Below are 15,146 nucleotides of genomic sequence, written 5' to 3'. Positions count from 1 at the left end.
GTCAACAGTCACAACAAGATTCATGGCGCGAGACTTCTGAGTACCACGCCGTCGGCGTCCGCCATGACGACGGCGTAGCCGGACGCGTTGTTGGCGAGCACCGCCTGCGCCTGCGCCGCGACGAGCTGGGCCTTGGCGGAGTCGGCCGCCGCCTTGAGCTGGTCATAGGTCGATGCCGAAACCGCGCCGGCCGCGACGAGATCCCGATAGCGCGCCTCGTCGGCGGCCGTCTGCGTCGCGCGCGCCTGGGCGGCATCCACGAGCTTCTGCTGCGCACGGGCCTGCAGCCCCAGGTCGATCGGATCGATGCGCATCAGCGGCTGGCCGCGCTTGACCGTCTGGCCCGCGTCGACCAGCCGCTCGATGACCTTGCCCTGAACCCGGAAACCGAGATCGCTCTGAACGCGGGCGCCCACGACACCCGAAAACGACCGGCTCGCCCCCGCCGCGCCGTGAACGGCGCTCGTACGCACAAGTGGCGCCTCGGTGCGCGGATCGGCGGCCGGATGCTCGCCGCATGCCGCGAGCGCAAGCGAAGCCACGCCCAATGTGTAGACAAAATGATGGCGCCGGAACATGAGGTCCCCTCTCGCAAAGAACAGGAGCCCTCATTCTGATACTAGTGACCAATTCAGTCAACAGTCACAACAAGATTCATGGCGCGAGACTTCTGAGTACCAGGTTCGCAAGTTGGGTCGTCGCCTCTTCCGCACCCTCGAGGTTGTACTGGAGCAGCAGCGGATTGAAATAGGGCTTCATCACCAGAAAGATCCCGTTCACCGCCTCGTCTTGCGGCGTCTTGCGTTCGAATTCGCCGGTTTCGCGCCCGAGCCGCAGGATCTCGGCGACGAGTTGCCGGATCTGGTCCTCATAACCCTGGACCGATGGCCAGGGCGATGCGGCCGACACGGCGGCGATGTCGTAAAGCTTGCGATCCTGGAAGAAGAGCTCGCTTCCGGATGAAAGCAAGGTCTTGAACATACAGCGAAATTTTTCCGTCGCGCTGTGCGCGCCGTCGATGTTTTCCTTGACCGCGGTGATCATCGCGGCGAGCCGATTCGCGCAGATGACTTGACCGATCGCCTGCTTGGAATCGAAGAATTTGTAGATATAGGCTTTTGAAAACCCGATTTCCTTCGCGAGGTCGGAAACGGTGGTCTTTTCGTAGCCGTAGCGGCTGAAGTATTCCGTTGCGGCGTCGACGATCTGCGCGCGAACTTCGTGGTCCGAGGGGCCGCGGGACGGGGAGGCGGAGGGAGTCGGTTTGTTCATGTCTCAAGCTTAGCCGCTCACTCGCGAGTTGACAACTTGTGACCATATTGTATATTGGTCACACTATCCGCTCTGCCGTTGCGCTCCCGAGATGATCATGCCCCTGCACCGTCCACTTGTTCTCCTGGCCAGCGTCGCCGCCCTTTCGGCGTGCGCCGTGGGTCCCGACTACCACCGCCCGGATGCGCCGCTGGCGCAGCACTACCTGACCCAGCCGTCCGCCGGCACGGCACAGGCTCCGGTTGCCGATCTCTCCGCCTGGTGGGAAAGCTTCAACGACCCGCTGCTCACGCGTTACGTTTCGCTGGCGCTGGCGCAGAACCTGGACCTGGCTCAGGCCGTCGCGCAAATCACTCAGGCACGCGCGCGCCTCGGCGCGGCCAACGCGGCGCTCCTCCCGTCGGCCTCGGTTTCCGCGTCGGCGGCACGCGCCTATCAGTCCGTCGACACGCCGTTGGGGCAATTGCTCAATGCCACGCCGGGTTACGCGCGCTGGGGCACCGAGTACGAAACCAACCTGGAGGCCGGTTGGGAGATCGACATCTTTGGCGGTCTGCGCCGCCAGCGTGAAGCCGCGCTCGCCGATTACTCGGCGACGCAGGCGGCGGCGGTCGCCACCCGCCTTGCCGTCGCGGCCCAGACCGCGGACCTCTACGTCACGATCCGGGGGCTCCAGGCCCGTCTGGACATCGCGACCCGGCAGGTGCAGACGCAGCAGACACTGCTCGCGGACGTGAAACTCCTGTATTCGAAAGGTGCGGCGGCCGACTATCAGGTTCAGCAGGCGCAAGGCGCGCTCGATCAGGTTCAGGCCAGCGTGCCCGTCCTGCTCGCGGCGCTCGACGCGGCGTCGAACGCCCTCGACGTGATGCTCGGCACGCCTCCCGGCACGCACCGCGCGGAGCTGAGCCCGCCCGCCATGATCCCCGTTGCGCCGTCGCTCGCGGAAATGGGCACGCCGGCCGATCTGCTGCAAAGACGTCCCGACCTGATCGCCGCCGAACGTCACCTCGCCGCGGCCAATGCGCGCATTGGCGCCGCGATCGGCGAGTACTACCCGACGGTCTCGCTGAACGCCTTCCTCGGCAGCGCGACCGCCGCCGCCACCGGTACCTTGTTCTCGAGCGGCGCCAACCAGGCGGCCGGCCTCGTCGGGCTGCGCTGGCGCCTGTTCGATTTCGCGCGCATCGGCGCCGATGTCGAAGCGGCGAAAGGCGCCGACGCGCAGGCGCTCGCGGCCTATCGGCAGGCCGTCCTCCGCGCGTCCGAGGACGTCGAGAACTCGCTCTCGTCATTGGTGAATCGACAGGCGCAGGCGGCCACGCTGTCGCATGCCGAGTCGTCGTTTTCCCGCGCCAAGGATGCGTCGATGACCGCGTACCGCAGCGGTGCGGCGAGCTTCATCGACGTATTGCACGCGAACGAGACGCTGCTGCAGGCCGCCGACGCGCGCGCGCAAGCACAGACGGAATCCGCGCGGGCCGCGATCTCGACGTTCAAGGCGCTCGGCGGCGGCTGGGACCCGGCATCGCACGTCGGTCAGACGTCGTTGAGTTCACGCTGACGAAGCCGCCCTGCGTTGGCGCGCGCAACGACGCCCGCGCACCGTCCGGTTCCGCGCGAGTGCGAATCGCACCATTGCCGTGCGCGTCGCACCCGCGATCGGACAGCGTCACGCGCGTGACTGCACGCATCGCGCGGCCGTCATCGAATTGCGCTAAATTGGGCCTGATTTCATTTGAGCCCGCCGTCGGGCAAAGGCACGCCACGCCCGACCGGGCGCACTCCAGGGCGCGATGAATGAACGACAAGGATCCTGTCGATTACGGTCAACCGGTTGCAGACGACACGCTCGCCAGACGGTTTCTCCTGCGAGATGCACCGACCGTGCGGGCCGGCGTTTTCTCCCACGGGCAACCGATTTCGTTCACCCGGTTGATCAACCCGCGGCCCCAGCCGGGGCGCTCGCTCACGCCGCAACCGGAGGAAGCCTTCGTCTTCCAGATGCCGCTGATACTCGGCCCCGATCCCGGCCTCCGTTATTCAAGCGGCAATCTCGACGCATCCGCGTCGTGCAGTCCCGGCAGTTGCTTTCTGCTCGACCTGCGCTCGAGCCCGACGCGCCGTCTCGACATGCCGTTCGATACCATGCGGCTCTATCTGGCCCAGGGCGCGATCGAGGAATTCACCGATCAAAAGCGGCGCCGGCGCATAGGAGGACTCGTGCAGCCGCATCTCGGCGCCAGCGACCCGGTGCTGCTCAGTCTGTCGCATACGCTGCAGACGGTCCTGCAGCAGCCCAACCTGACGAGTGCGCTGTTCATCGATTACCTCGCGCTGGCGTTCTGCGAACACGTCGTCACACGCTATGGCCGAGCCGATCCGGCGCTCCGGCCGCGCCGCTCCGGACTCGCTCCTTGGCAGATGCGGCGCATCGAGGATTATTTCGCGTCCCACCTGCACGACAATCCGTCGATCGCCGATCTCGCGCGCGAGTGCAATCTCTCCACCAGTTACTTCGGCGAAGCCTTCAAGCAGACCACCGGCAGCACGCCCCATCAGTGGCTGCTCAAGCGCCGTATCGAGCGCGCGAAATCGCTATTGCGGGACACCGATGCGAGCCTGGCCAGCATCGCGTCGGACTGCGGATTTTTCGACCAGAGTCATTTCTCGCGCGTGTTCTCGCGTCTCGAGGGGTGCGGGCCGAAAGACTGGGCGCAGCGCAACCGATAGCACCGCACCGGTGCAAACGTCACGGGCGGCGCATGTGTGTCCGCTCGACATGCGCCGACGCACCCCGCACCGCCGCCTCCTGATCCGGATTCAGCCCCTGCCCCCGGTATTCGACGGTCGTCCGCGAATCGTCCAACGAACCGGTGTTTTATACAAGATCGCGCGGGCACCCCGCGGGTACGCTTCTCTCACATCGACTCGTCGATGCCTCCGTGGCACGTCACTCGTCGAACGGGTGGCCATCGCGGTCCGGCCGTTTCATGTCGGCGCACCTGCCGAAATTGCACGTTGATTTTCCCGTAAAGCCTCGCGCGGCCGCCCGCCCCGAAACGGCATGGCGCTGCGCCGGTCCGCCCACCCCTCCTGGAGTCGACGCATGAAAAATCGCGATACGTCTACGCGTCTCGATCACGCAACCGGTGCGCCCGTCGCCGACAATCTGAACATCGAAACGGCCGGCCCGCGCGGTCCCGCGCTGCTGCAGGATATCTGGCTGATCGAGAAACTCGCGCACTTCGACCGCGAGGTCATTCCCGAACGACGCATGCACGCCAAAGGATCGGGCGCGCATGGCGTATTCACGGTCACGCACGACATCACGCGCTACACCAAGGCGAAACTCTTTTCGGAAATCGGCAAGGCAACGCCGGTATTCATGCGCTTTTCGACAGTCGCCGGCGAGCGCGGCGCCGCCGATGCCGAACGCGATATCCGGGGCTTCGCGGTGAAGTTCTATACGGAAGAAGGAAACTGGGACATCGTGGGCAACAACACGCCCGTGTTCTTTTTCCGTGATCCGCTGCGTTTTCCCGATCTCAATCACGCGATCAAGCGCGACCCGCGCACCGGACTGCGCAGCGCAAACAGCAACTGGGACTTCTGGACGCTGCTGCCGGAGGCGCTTCATCAGGTCACGATCGTCATGAGCGACAGGGGCATCCCGCGCAGCTATCGTCACATGCATGGATTCGGCAGCCATACGTTCAGCCTCGTCGATGCCGACAACCAGCGGACGTGGGTGAAATTCCACTTCCGTACGCAGCAAGGCATCGAGAATCTGACCGACGGCGAAGCCGAACAGCTCGTCGGCAAGGACCGAGAAACGCATGGCCGCGACCTTTACGAAAGCATCGAACGCGGCGAGTTCCCGCGCTGGACCCTCTTCATTCAGGTGATGAACGACGACGAGGCCAGGGCGCTGCCGTTCAACCCGTTCGACCTGACCAAGGTCTGGCCGAAAAGCGATTTCCCGCTGATCGAGGTCGGCGTGCTCGAATTGAACCGCAACCCGGGCAACTACTTCGCCGAGGTCGAGCAGGCCGCGTTCTCGCCCGCGAACGTCGTGCCCGGCATCGGCTTTTCGCCGGACAAGATGCTGCAGGCGCGGCTCTTCTCTTATGGCGACACGCAACGTTATCGGCTGGGCGTGAACTTCAATCACATTCCCGTCAATGCGCCGAAGTGCCCCTTCCACAGCTACCACCGCGATGGCGCCATGCGCACCGACGACAACCTCGGCGGCACGCCGTCCTACTACCCGAACAGTGCCGGCGAGTGGGAAGTGCGGCCCGATCTTCACGAGCCGCCGCTGCGAATCGAGGGCGACGCCGCACATTGGGACCACCGTGTGGACGTCGATCACTTCGCGCAGCCCGGGAATCTGTTTCGCCTGATGAGTCAGGCGCAGCGACAGGTGCTGTTCGACAACACCGCCCGGCAGTTGGCCTCCGTCCACGCGCCTATCCAGGAACGCCACATCCTCCATTGCGCGAAGGCGGACCCCGAGTACGGCGCGGGCGTTCGCGAGGCCCTCGCGAGAATCGGGGCGACGGCTGCGGCGAAGTAACCGGCCGTTCGCGTGCGGCGTTCGCCAGGACGCCGGCATCCGCTCACATTTCGATGGAGAACCGTCATGTCGCAGGTCATTCAGGATGTCGCCGTGCCCGACAGTCAGCTTGCACGGGAAATTACCGAGTTCGTGCGCGACACGTCCACCCCGCTGCTCTTTCATCATTCGAGCCGCGTCTATTTGTTCGGCGCCCTGGAAGGCGTGCGTCGCGGCCTGAAATTCGATCCGGAACTGTTGTACGCGGGCGCCATGTTCCATGACATCGGCCTCACCGGCGCGTACAGCAGCGCCACCGAACGCTTCGAAGTCGACGGAGCCAATGCGGCCCGCGACTTTCTCTCGGGCCGGGGCATCACCGCGGCCGACATCGATCTCGTCTGGACGGCCATTGCGCTGCATACCACGCCCGGCATTCCGCGCCATATGCACCCGGTCGTTGCGCTGGTGACCGCCGGGGTCGAGATGGATGTGCTCGGCCTTTCGTACCACGCGTTCTCGCACGAGGAACGCGAAGCCGTCACGCATGCGCATCCGCGCCCGCCGCACTTCAAGGAAGAGATCATTCAGGCGTTCTACAACGGCATCAAGCACAAACCGGAGACCACGTTCGGCAACGTGAAGGCCGACGTGATCGCCGACAAGGAGCCTCACTTCCATCGGGGGAATTTCTGTTCCGTCATCCGCAATTCGGCATGGCCGGGTTGACGATGCCATGTCCCGCGCATCGACGGCCGGCCAGTCGCGCCGCGCCAGGCGATCGCGACCGCATGCAGGTCCGCACAGGCAGAAAACACCGGCGATCGCATCGTGCGAGACGGCTGGCCGGTGTCCATCAACGGAATCATTCACACTGAGGTGAACATCATGGGCAAGCTTGCAGGAAAAGTGGCCGTTGTAACCGGTGCGTCGAAGGGTATCGGCGCCGCCATCGCCAAGGCGCTCGCGGCAGAGGGCGCGTCGGTCGTCGTGAACTACGCCAGCAGCAAGGCCGGCGCGGACGAGGTCGTGTCCGCCATCACCACGGCCGGGGGAAAAGCGGTTGCCGTGGGCGGCGACGTGTCGAAGGCCGCCGACACGAAAGGCATCGTCGATGCGGCAATCGAAACGTTTGGCCGCCTCGACATCCTCGTCAACAACTCGGGCGTCTACGAGTTCGCGCCGATCGATGCGTTCACGGAAGCGCAATACCGCAGGCAATTCGACATCAACGTGCTCGGGGTCCTGCTCACGACACAGGCCGCCGTCCAGCACCTGGGCGAAGGCGCCAGCATCATCAATGTCAGCTCGGTCGTCTCGACGCTCACACCGGCGACGACCGCCGTCTACAGCGGCACGAAAGGCGCGGTGGATTCCATCACCGGCGCGCTCGCGCGCGAACTCGGGCCGCGCGGCATTCGCGTGAATACGATCAACCCCGGTGTGATCGTGACCGAAGGCGCGCAAAGCGCCGGCGTGATCGGATCGGAGTTCGAGAGTTCAGCGGTCAGCCAGACGCCGCTCGGGCGCGTGGGCAGACCGGACGACGTGGCATCGATTGCGGCTTTCCTCGCTTCCGACGACGCAAAGTGGCTGACGGGCGAACACATCATCGCCAGCGGCGGCATGCGCTGACGCAGGTTCGCTCGCGATACCGCGTGCGTGCCGTCGGCCCCGCCGTCGACGCAATGCATATGACGATCGCTCCGGATTTCCCGCGGTTCAGCGGGTTGCCACGTCGATTCGGAGCGTGACGACTGCAGTCACTGAAACGAAACGACGATGCCCGCACTTCGTGAGTGCGGCCCGCATGCGCGGGTCGCTGCTCACCGCCACGCCGGAAACCAGCGGGCGCCGGTGCGACGCGCCGTTCGCGATCGCCAACTCGACACGATGCTCCGTATTGCCCTGCCCGAGACTTCCTTCAAATCAACCTGATCAGGAACGTGCCATGAGCTATTTCAACTCCACGGACGGTACCGAGATTTTCTACAAGGACTGGGGGACAGGCACGCCGGTCGTCTTCTCCCATGGGTGGCCGCTCTGTGCCGACGCCTGGGATGCACAAATGCTGTTCCTCGGCACCCGAGGCTATCGTGTCATTGCACACGATCGCCGCGGCCACGGCCGTTCCGGTCAAACGTGGGACGGGAACCACATGGATCAGTATGCCGACGATCTCGCGGCACTCCTGAACCATATCGATCTGCGCGGCGCGGTGCTGGTCGGGCATTCGACCGGTGGAGGCGAGGTCGCACGCTACATCGGCCGCCACGGAACCGGACGCGTCGCAAAGGCGGTGCTGATCGGCGCGGTTCCGCCGATCATGCTCAAGACCAACGATAACCCCGGCGGTCTGCCGATCGATGTATTCGATGGACTGCGCGCCGGCGTGGTGAACAATCGTTCGCAGCTCTACAAGGAGCTCGCCGTACCGCTTTACAACTTCAACCGCCCGGGTGCCGACGTGTCACAAGGCACGATCGACGCCTTCCAGGTGCAAGGCCTGATGGGTTCGATCAAGGGGCAATTTGATTGCATTCGTGAATTCTCCGAGATCGACTACACCGAAGATCTGAAAAAAATCGACGTACCCCTCCTCATTCTGCACGGCGACGACGACCAGATCGTGCCGATCGACGCATCGGCACGACGGTCGGTTGAAATCGCCCCGAATGCACGGCTCAAGATCTATCCCGGCGGCTCGCACGGCATGGCGACGATCAACGCGAGCGCCGTCAACCTCGATCTACTCGATTTCCTGCAAAGCTGAATCGTCTGACTGCGATGGGCCGGTGCAGCGCTTTGCACCGGCCTCGCGCAAAAACTGTCCGCCTGGCAGCACCGTTTCTCACGCTGCACCCAGCATCCAATGGCGATATTGAAGCTATGGAAAACACTCCAGGTATCGACGATCTCGCAAACGGCATAAGCGACCGGCATCGCTGGGACAGGATCCTCGACGCCCTGCGATCGCCTCCGGCTGCACCGCTTACACCGGGAGCGGACGGGCGTGCATGCAGGACCGATTCGAACCTCGGGGCGGTCCGCATCGTGATTCTCGAGCGCCCGTCAGCCGACACCGTGCTCGTCTCGTGGAGCAGTTCAACGACGTGTCGATACGGCGAGCAGACCTGGCAGAGAGTGATTGCCCGGAAGGACGGCGTTTGCATTCTGACGGGCGAATCGATTGCTCGAGGGGACGCGGTCTTTCGTCCAAAGCGCGCGAGGAACGCGATGTGCAGCAACGCGACGGCGATGATCAAGGCGTCGGCCATCGATTCGCCGCCTTGCCGGGGCGCTCAGACATCAGTCAGGTCGGTCTCTGAACCCAGGGCCTCGACGCCGACCCGGCCTGGCGATCGGCACGCGGATGTTTTTCCCGAACTCGAACCGCACTTTGCCCCACTCTTCTCCGAGGCTTGAGCCGGAGACGGCCGTGGGCCAAAAAGGAGACATCGCGTGGATCAATCGCTCGAACGCGCCATCGCGAGCATCGTTCAAACTCGCGCTGGAAAACATCCGATGCCGGTTGTCCATTCCTTTTTTGACGAGGCGACGTCAACCGCGAGTTATGTCGTTCACGATCCGATCTCGCTTGCAGCCGCGATCATCGACCCCGTCCTCGACTTCGACGCACCGACGTGCCGATGTTCGGAGGCGTCGGCCCGGGCTATCGTCGCGTATATCGAATCGGAAGGCCTCTCGATCGCATGGTTGCTCGAAACCCATGTCCATGCGGATCATCTGAGCGCCGCGTCCTTTCTGCAGGCGCGTGTCGGCGGTGCGCTCGCAATCGGACGCGCGATCACCGCGGTACAGCGACGCTTCGGCAGCTTGTTTAACGCTGGACCGGAGTTCCGGTGCGACGGCTCGCAATTCGATCATCTGTTCGATGACGGAGAGCGATTCACCATCGGGGCGATCGAGTGCAGGGTTCTCGACGTTCCCGGACATACGCCGGACAGTGTCGCCTACGTCATCGGCGATTCCGTGTTCTGCGGCAACACGATGTTCATGCCGGATTACGGGACGGCGAGAGCCGACTTGCCGGGCGGAGACGCCAGGCGGCTTTTCCGCTCCATTCGGCGACTGCTTTGCCTTCCCGACGAAGCAAGACTGTTCCTGAGTCACGACTACAAGGCGCCCGGCCGGGACGCCTACGCGTGGGAAACGACAATCGGGGCCGAACGCACCACGAACGTACACGTTCGTGACGGGATTACTGAAGACGCGTTCGTCGCGGCACGTACCGCACGAGATGCGACGCTGACCTTGCCGAAGCTGATTCTTCAAGCGATGCAGGTGAACATGCGGGCCGGCGCTCTTCCGCCTTTGGAAAACAACGGCAAGCGCTATCTGAGAATTCCGTTGAACACGATCTGATGCAATCGGCGGTGAACCTGGCGTTCGGCGGGTCGGTGCTCCTGGGCTCTCTCGGAGCGCGGGTTCACTGGATCTTGAGCCACGGCTGGACTGGACCCTGACCGTGTATGCGAGCTGAGCCTGGCATGCACGGCATGCGGGGCGCTACCGCGATTGAAGTTCGAGTCGATACGCCTGAAAATAAGCGGCATTACTTCGTTATCCTTCCGTTATGCGGCATCGACAATCAGCGGCACATGATGTCGAGCGGCCGTTGTGTGGTCGCGCGAAGGATGCTTTGCGACCCGGGCGACATTCGTCGCGGCTCCTGCAACGGCCCTTCGTCGCCGCCAAGCGGTCGTTCGCGGGACATACGACGAACTGCAAAGCCCGTGGTTAGTTGCGGCACATGCAAAGCTCGAACTCGTGTCCGTCGGGGCTGCTCAATACAATGCTTTTCATGGACGCGATCTTCAATCCGTCCATCACGATGGCGGCGCCGTTTTCTGTAGCCCGTTTCACGAATTCGTGAAGTGCACCTTCTTCGAACTCAAAGACCGGGACGGAGCTGCTACCTTTTATCTCGTCTCCAAAATCGTTTAACAAAAGGCCCAGTCTGTTTGTGCCGATCAAGAATTCAGTCCACTTGCCGGACCGTTTCAGCGGTTCATATCCGAGAAGTCGCTCCCAGAAAGAAGTGGACGTCTCCATATCACTCACCTTCAAATACACGGTCCGAAGTTTCATGACGTGCCCCCGAAATGGATGCCAACCGAATGTATCAGATGCCAAAATAATTGGCTTTCAACAGCATCGGCCAGATTCATGCAGTGATTGAAGCTTGACTGAGCTTGAGGTCGAAAGCGTACTGTCTGAACTCGGTGCTTCGCCCGGCCGGCCGCCCGGTACGCCGGGAATCGGTCTAGAAATCAGGGGGTACTGCCGGAACGCTTGGTCCACTGCGTGAGTGGACAAATTTAATGCGGACGTAGACGAGTTGTGTCATTCGCGCCGAGCTATGGGGAATTCGATTCGACTCGCGTCGTCCGGTCGAATCGCCGTCTGGCCGCCCTGCTGAACAGCCATGAAGCGCCCGTATCCTGCCACGTCGAAAAGGGTCTCGATCACTTCGACGTGCACTCACGCTGCACGATCCGCACAGTCATCGGTATCGAACACTGGAAGCGATGATGAAGGGGAAACATATCGTGAACGGAGTGATCGATGTCGGGTTGCCGTTCCTCCCTTCGGCCAACACCTGGTGAACACACCACCGAGGACCTCAACGAAGGCGCCCTCACGCTTGCCGAAGCGGTGGGCGCAGGGAAGCTCGACTAGACACCGCTGCCACCCGGACGAGCGGCGACAGCGCATGCGGCGCTTCATCGCGCGACGCTGTGCTTCGGAAACCTCATCGCTATGACAAGGCCGCTGTCGGCCGCGTTGGAAATCTGCAGCGTGCCGCCGTGATGGCGAACGAGGCGGCGGACGATGGCGAGGCCCAATCCGCTGTGCGCGGTGCCGCCGCGCGCGGGATCGAGCCGGACAAACGGACGCAGCACGCGGTCCAGGTCAGGCTCGGACACGCCGGCCCCGTGATCTCGCACCACGAGTTCGTAGTGCTCGTCATGCGCTCGCGTGGCGATCTCCACGGGCGGCTCGCCATAGGTCAGCGCATTCTCGACAAGGTTGGAGAGAATGCGGTCGATATCGACCATGGGCAGCATGAAGTCGAGCCCCGCGTGCAGATCGAGCGTGACAAGCGCATCGGTATGCGCTTCGCCGCCCGGACTCGGTGCGTCGGTGTAATCGCGACGGCAATGCGTGTCCACGCTGATTTGCGGCGACCCTTCGGGGCTCTCGTGCGCAAAGTCGAGAAACTGCGTGATGACACGCGACATGGATTCGGTATCGCGCAGAAAGCCCTCGCGATCGCTACGGTCGGTCAGCAGGTCTGCCCGCACCTGCATGCGTGTGATCGGTGTCCGCAGGTCGTGCGCGATACTCGCGAGCATCACGGCGCGCTCGCGCTCTGCCTCGGCCAGCTCGCGCGTCATGTCGTTGAAGTCGCCAATCAGCTCGCGCAGTTCGCGCGGCCCGCGTGTGCGCACGCAGTTCAGATGATGGCCAGTGCGATGCTCACGCGCGGCTGCGGCAAGATCGCGGATGGGGCGGTTCAGGTGCCACGCAAGCACGACGGCAACCACGATAGCGAACACCAGCGTCAACGCCAGCACCCCGGTGAAACGACTCAGTGGCACCTCGGCCCGCGGGAGCACGATGCCACGCGTGCTGCCTGCGGGGAGCACGCGCAGCGTGCCGTCGCTATCCATCGCCACGTGGATGCCCGACGGCAGCACGTGCCGCAGCTGCCGTTCGATGGGCCCGAGCGTGTCGATGCGAAAGCGCTGCGCTTCGGCGGCCGGCAGTTGCTTCAGGTCCACGAACGAAATACCGAGAATGTTCGCCACAGACCGTTCGCTGCCGCCATCGTGCTCGCCCATGCGGGCGGCAGCCTCCATGACGCGCGAAATATGGAAAGCGGTGAGGCTCGCGCGGGTTCGGTCGATCAGCAGCAGCGACGTGAGGTGAACCAGCACGAGCAGGCCCACCGTCGTGATGACGAGCCGGCCGAACATCGAATCAAATGGATTCTTCATCGGCCGGGATGTCGGGAATGAACATGTAGCCGACGCCGCGCATGGTTTGCAACCGCCGGGGATTGGACGGATCGTCCTCGATCAGGCGACGCAGGCGCCATACCGGCACGTCGATGCCGCGCTCCGTCACCTCGGCATCCGGACCGTGGAGCAGCTCGATGAGCCGCGCACGCGAAAGCGTCTCCATGGGGTGCGAGGCCAGCACCTCGAGCAGCGCGTACTCGCCGCCCGTGAGCTTCACGGGTATGCCTTCCCTCAGCAGCGTGCGCGTCGAGAAATCCAGTTCGAAACGGCCGAACCGGCACGGGGCGCGCTTCTCCTGCACTACCGTGGTTGGCGGCTGGCCTTGGCGGCGCAGCACCGCGTGGATGCGCGCGAGCAGTTCCTGCGGCATGAACGGCTTGCCCAGATAGTCGTCCGCACCCAGTTCGAGCCCCAGCACGCGCTCCACGCCTTCGGCGCGCGCGGTCAGCATGATGACGGGAATCGTGTCGCCGCGCGCGCGCAATTGCTTGAGCGCGGTGAGGCCATCCACGCCCGGCATCATGAGGTCCATCACGATGATGGACGGCCGCTCGCGTTCGAGCCGCCGCGCCAGATTGGTGGCGTCGTGCAAGACGGAGAACGCGCTGCCGCGTTGCTGGAAGAACTTGCGCAGCAGGTCGCGCAGCTCGGCGTCGTCATCAACGAGCAGGACCTGCAGCGTGGAATCGGGAAAGGGGGGTGCGTGCACTTCGGGTATTCGGGTGGGATGAGAACGGATTGATGGTAGCCCGGAGAAGGCTCGACTGGCTTTCGAAATATTACTGAGTATTGGCGCTCGCCAGATGTATGTGCCGCACCGCCTGGTGTTTCGTTTCGTACGCAGCAAGCATCCCCGTCTCTTTCGTCTGTCTTCTCGGGTCACTGGACAGTAAGTTTCCGTAAGCACGGAAATAGGCGACGTCGGTAGCGTTACGCCTTGCCCAGCACCGGTTCCGCTGAGCTGCCATTGAAGCGCTCGGTGCCATCCCGTTCCCGCATCGCGATGTCCAAACAGGTCAAAGATGAAGACGTCAATCCTCTCTAACCACGCGCACCACCGCACGATGTGCAGGCCGCGGCGCTTATTTTCCGCGCTCTCGATATTCGCCATACTCGGCACCGCGGGCTGCAACAAGCCGACAGGCGCGCCCTCCGGCTTTGCCGCACAAACCGCCGCGGTCGGCGTACTCACGCTCGCGCCGCAGCGCATCGTCGAAACCACCGAACTCTCCGGCCGCCTTTCCTCGCTGAAGGTTTCCGACGTCCGCCCGCAGGTGGGCGGTATCGTCTTGAAGCGCCTGTTCGTGGAAGGCAGCGACGTGAAGGCGGGCCAGGTGCTCTACCAGATCGACCCGGCCACCTACCAGGCGACCTACGACCAGGCCCGCGGCACGCTCGAAAAAGCGCGCGCCACGCTGGCCTCGGCGAAAACGAAAGCGGATCGCTACACGGAACTCGTGAAGATCAACGCCGTGAGCAAGCAGGATTACGACGATGCCGTCGCCGCCGTTCGCGAAGACGCAGCCGACGTCACGGCCGACGAGGCGTCGCTCGAATCTGCGCGCGTCAACCTCGAATACACGCGTGTGCGCGCCCCAATTTCCGGGCGCATCGGTGCATCGAGCGTGACCGAGGGTGCGCTCGTCACCTCCGACCAGACCACTGCGCTTGCCACCATCCAGGCGTTCGACCAGATGTACCTCGACGTCACGCGCCCCAGCACGGAATGGCTGAAGCTGCGCAAGGCCTTCGCTTCGGGGCGCCTGAAGAAAACGGGCAGCGACAGCGCCGCCGTCACGCTCGTAATGGAAGACGGCACCGAATACGCGCACCCCGGCGCGCTGCAGTTCTCCGGCGTGACCGTGGACGCCACGACGGGCTCGGTCACGCTGCGCAGCACGTTCCCGAACCCCGAACGCGAATTGCTGCCCGGCATGTTCGTCCGCGCCCGTCTGGAAGAAGGCGAAAACGACAACGCGATACTCGTGCCGCAGATGGCCGTGACGCGCACATCGGACGGCAAGGCGAGCGTCTACGTGGCGGACGCGACCGGCAACGCGCAGCAGGTGCAGGTGGTGGCCGACAACGCATTCCGCGACCAATGGATCGTGACGTCGGGTCTGCACACCGGCGACCGCGTGATCGTGAGCGGCCTGCAGAGCGTGCATGCGGGCGCGCCGGTCAAGGTGGCGGCCGATACGCCGCAGACGCAGGCGAACGCGGCACCCGCGACAGACACGGCCTCGCCCGTGTCGGCACAACGCTAG

At 63.9% G+C, this 15,146-nt stretch carries 13 protein-coding genes and 1 pseudogene; 9 read left to right on the top strand and 5 right to left on the bottom strand.

What is annotated here, in order from left to right; translation table 11 throughout:
- Nucleotides 1-26: 26 nt before the first annotated feature.
- Together AC0KUR_RS32630 and AC0KUR_RS32625 are read right to left on the bottom strand one after the other, a co-directional pair.
- A pseudogene (locus AC0KUR_RS32630) lies at nt 27-578 on the bottom strand (efflux RND transporter periplasmic adaptor subunit); the annotation flags it as partial.
- Nucleotides 579-654: 76 nt separating this feature from the next.
- Complete coding sequence (locus AC0KUR_RS32625) at nt 655-1,272, bottom strand: TetR/AcrR family transcriptional regulator (protein ID WP_049035844.1); 618 nt, start codon at nt 1,270-1,272, stop codon at nt 655-657.
- A 97-nt stretch (nt 1,273-1,369) separates the two neighbouring features.
- On the opposite strand from AC0KUR_RS32625, the gene AC0KUR_RS32620 reads away from it, so the two are divergent.
- The 8 genes from AC0KUR_RS32620 (at nt 1,370) to AC0KUR_RS32585 (ending at nt 10,216) form a co-directional block, all read left to right on the top strand.
- On the top strand, nt 1,370-2,836 hold the full coding sequence (locus AC0KUR_RS32620) for an efflux transporter outer membrane subunit (RefSeq protein WP_473376931.1): 1,467 nt from the start codon (nt 1,370-1,372) through the stop codon (nt 2,834-2,836).
- Between the two features lie 236 nt (nt 2,837-3,072).
- Nucleotides 3,073-4,005 (top strand): helix-turn-helix domain-containing protein, encoded by a 933-nt coding sequence (locus AC0KUR_RS32615; RefSeq protein WP_082744782.1) that lies wholly within the window; start codon nt 3,073-3,075, stop codon nt 4,003-4,005.
- Nucleotides 4,006-4,381: 376 nt separating this feature from the next.
- Nucleotides 4,382-5,851, top strand: coding sequence for a catalase (locus AC0KUR_RS32610; RefSeq protein WP_034190445.1), 1,470 nt, complete (start codon nt 4,382-4,384; stop codon nt 5,849-5,851).
- Between the two features lie 66 nt (nt 5,852-5,917).
- Entirely contained in the window at nt 5,918-6,559 is a 642-nt protein-coding gene (locus tag AC0KUR_RS32605) for an HD domain-containing protein (protein ID WP_034190444.1), read from the top strand.
- A 159-nt stretch (nt 6,560-6,718) separates the two neighbouring features.
- Complete coding sequence (locus AC0KUR_RS32600) at nt 6,719-7,465, top strand: glucose 1-dehydrogenase (protein ID WP_473376930.1); 747 nt, start codon at nt 6,719-6,721, stop codon at nt 7,463-7,465.
- 316 nt (nt 7,466-7,781) lie between these two features.
- A complete protein-coding gene (locus AC0KUR_RS32595) occupies nt 7,782-8,603 on the top strand; it encodes an alpha/beta fold hydrolase (RefSeq protein ID WP_473376929.1) in 822 nt (273 codons plus the stop codon).
- A gap of 14 nt (nt 8,604-8,617) precedes the next feature.
- Nucleotides 8,618-9,256 (top strand): DUF3331 domain-containing protein, encoded by a 639-nt coding sequence (locus tag AC0KUR_RS32590; RefSeq protein WP_473376928.1) that lies wholly within the window; start codon nt 8,618-8,620, stop codon nt 9,254-9,256.
- Between the two features lie 36 nt (nt 9,257-9,292).
- Nucleotides 9,293-10,216, top strand: a complete 924-nt coding sequence (locus AC0KUR_RS32585) for an MBL fold metallo-hydrolase (RefSeq protein ID WP_473376927.1) — start codon at nt 9,293-9,295, stop codon at nt 10,214-10,216.
- 375 nt (nt 10,217-10,591) lie between these two features.
- On the opposite strand, the gene AC0KUR_RS32580 is transcribed toward AC0KUR_RS32585, so the two are convergent.
- From AC0KUR_RS32580 to AC0KUR_RS32570, 3 genes are all read right to left on the bottom strand, one after another.
- Complete coding sequence (locus AC0KUR_RS32580) at nt 10,592-10,942, bottom strand: VOC family protein (protein WP_049036377.1); 351 nt, start codon at nt 10,940-10,942, stop codon at nt 10,592-10,594.
- Nucleotides 10,943-11,577: 635 nt separating this feature from the next.
- Nucleotides 11,578-12,855 carry an ATP-binding protein gene (locus AC0KUR_RS32575; protein WP_473376926.1) on the bottom strand — a complete coding sequence of 426 codons (1,278 nt, stop codon included), beginning with the start codon at nt 12,853-12,855 and terminating at the stop codon, nt 11,578-11,580.
- Entirely contained in the window at nt 12,839-13,588 is a 750-nt protein-coding gene (locus tag AC0KUR_RS32570) for a response regulator (RefSeq protein ID WP_176730085.1), read from the bottom strand. Before AC0KUR_RS32570 ends, AC0KUR_RS32575 begins: the two co-directional genes overlap by 17 nt.
- Nucleotides 13,589-13,901: 313 nt before the next feature.
- Between AC0KUR_RS32570 and AC0KUR_RS32565 the strand changes: the two genes are divergently transcribed.
- On the top strand, nt 13,902-15,146 hold the full coding sequence (locus AC0KUR_RS32565; RefSeq protein ID WP_473376925.1) for an efflux RND transporter periplasmic adaptor subunit: 1,245 nt from the start codon (nt 13,902-13,904) through the stop codon (nt 15,144-15,146).

It is taken from the genome of Burkholderia sp. YHN3-13 (assembly GCF_055810675.1).
Note: the sequence above shows the minus strand (reverse complement) of the source record. Positions and strands in the feature narration are given on the sequence as shown.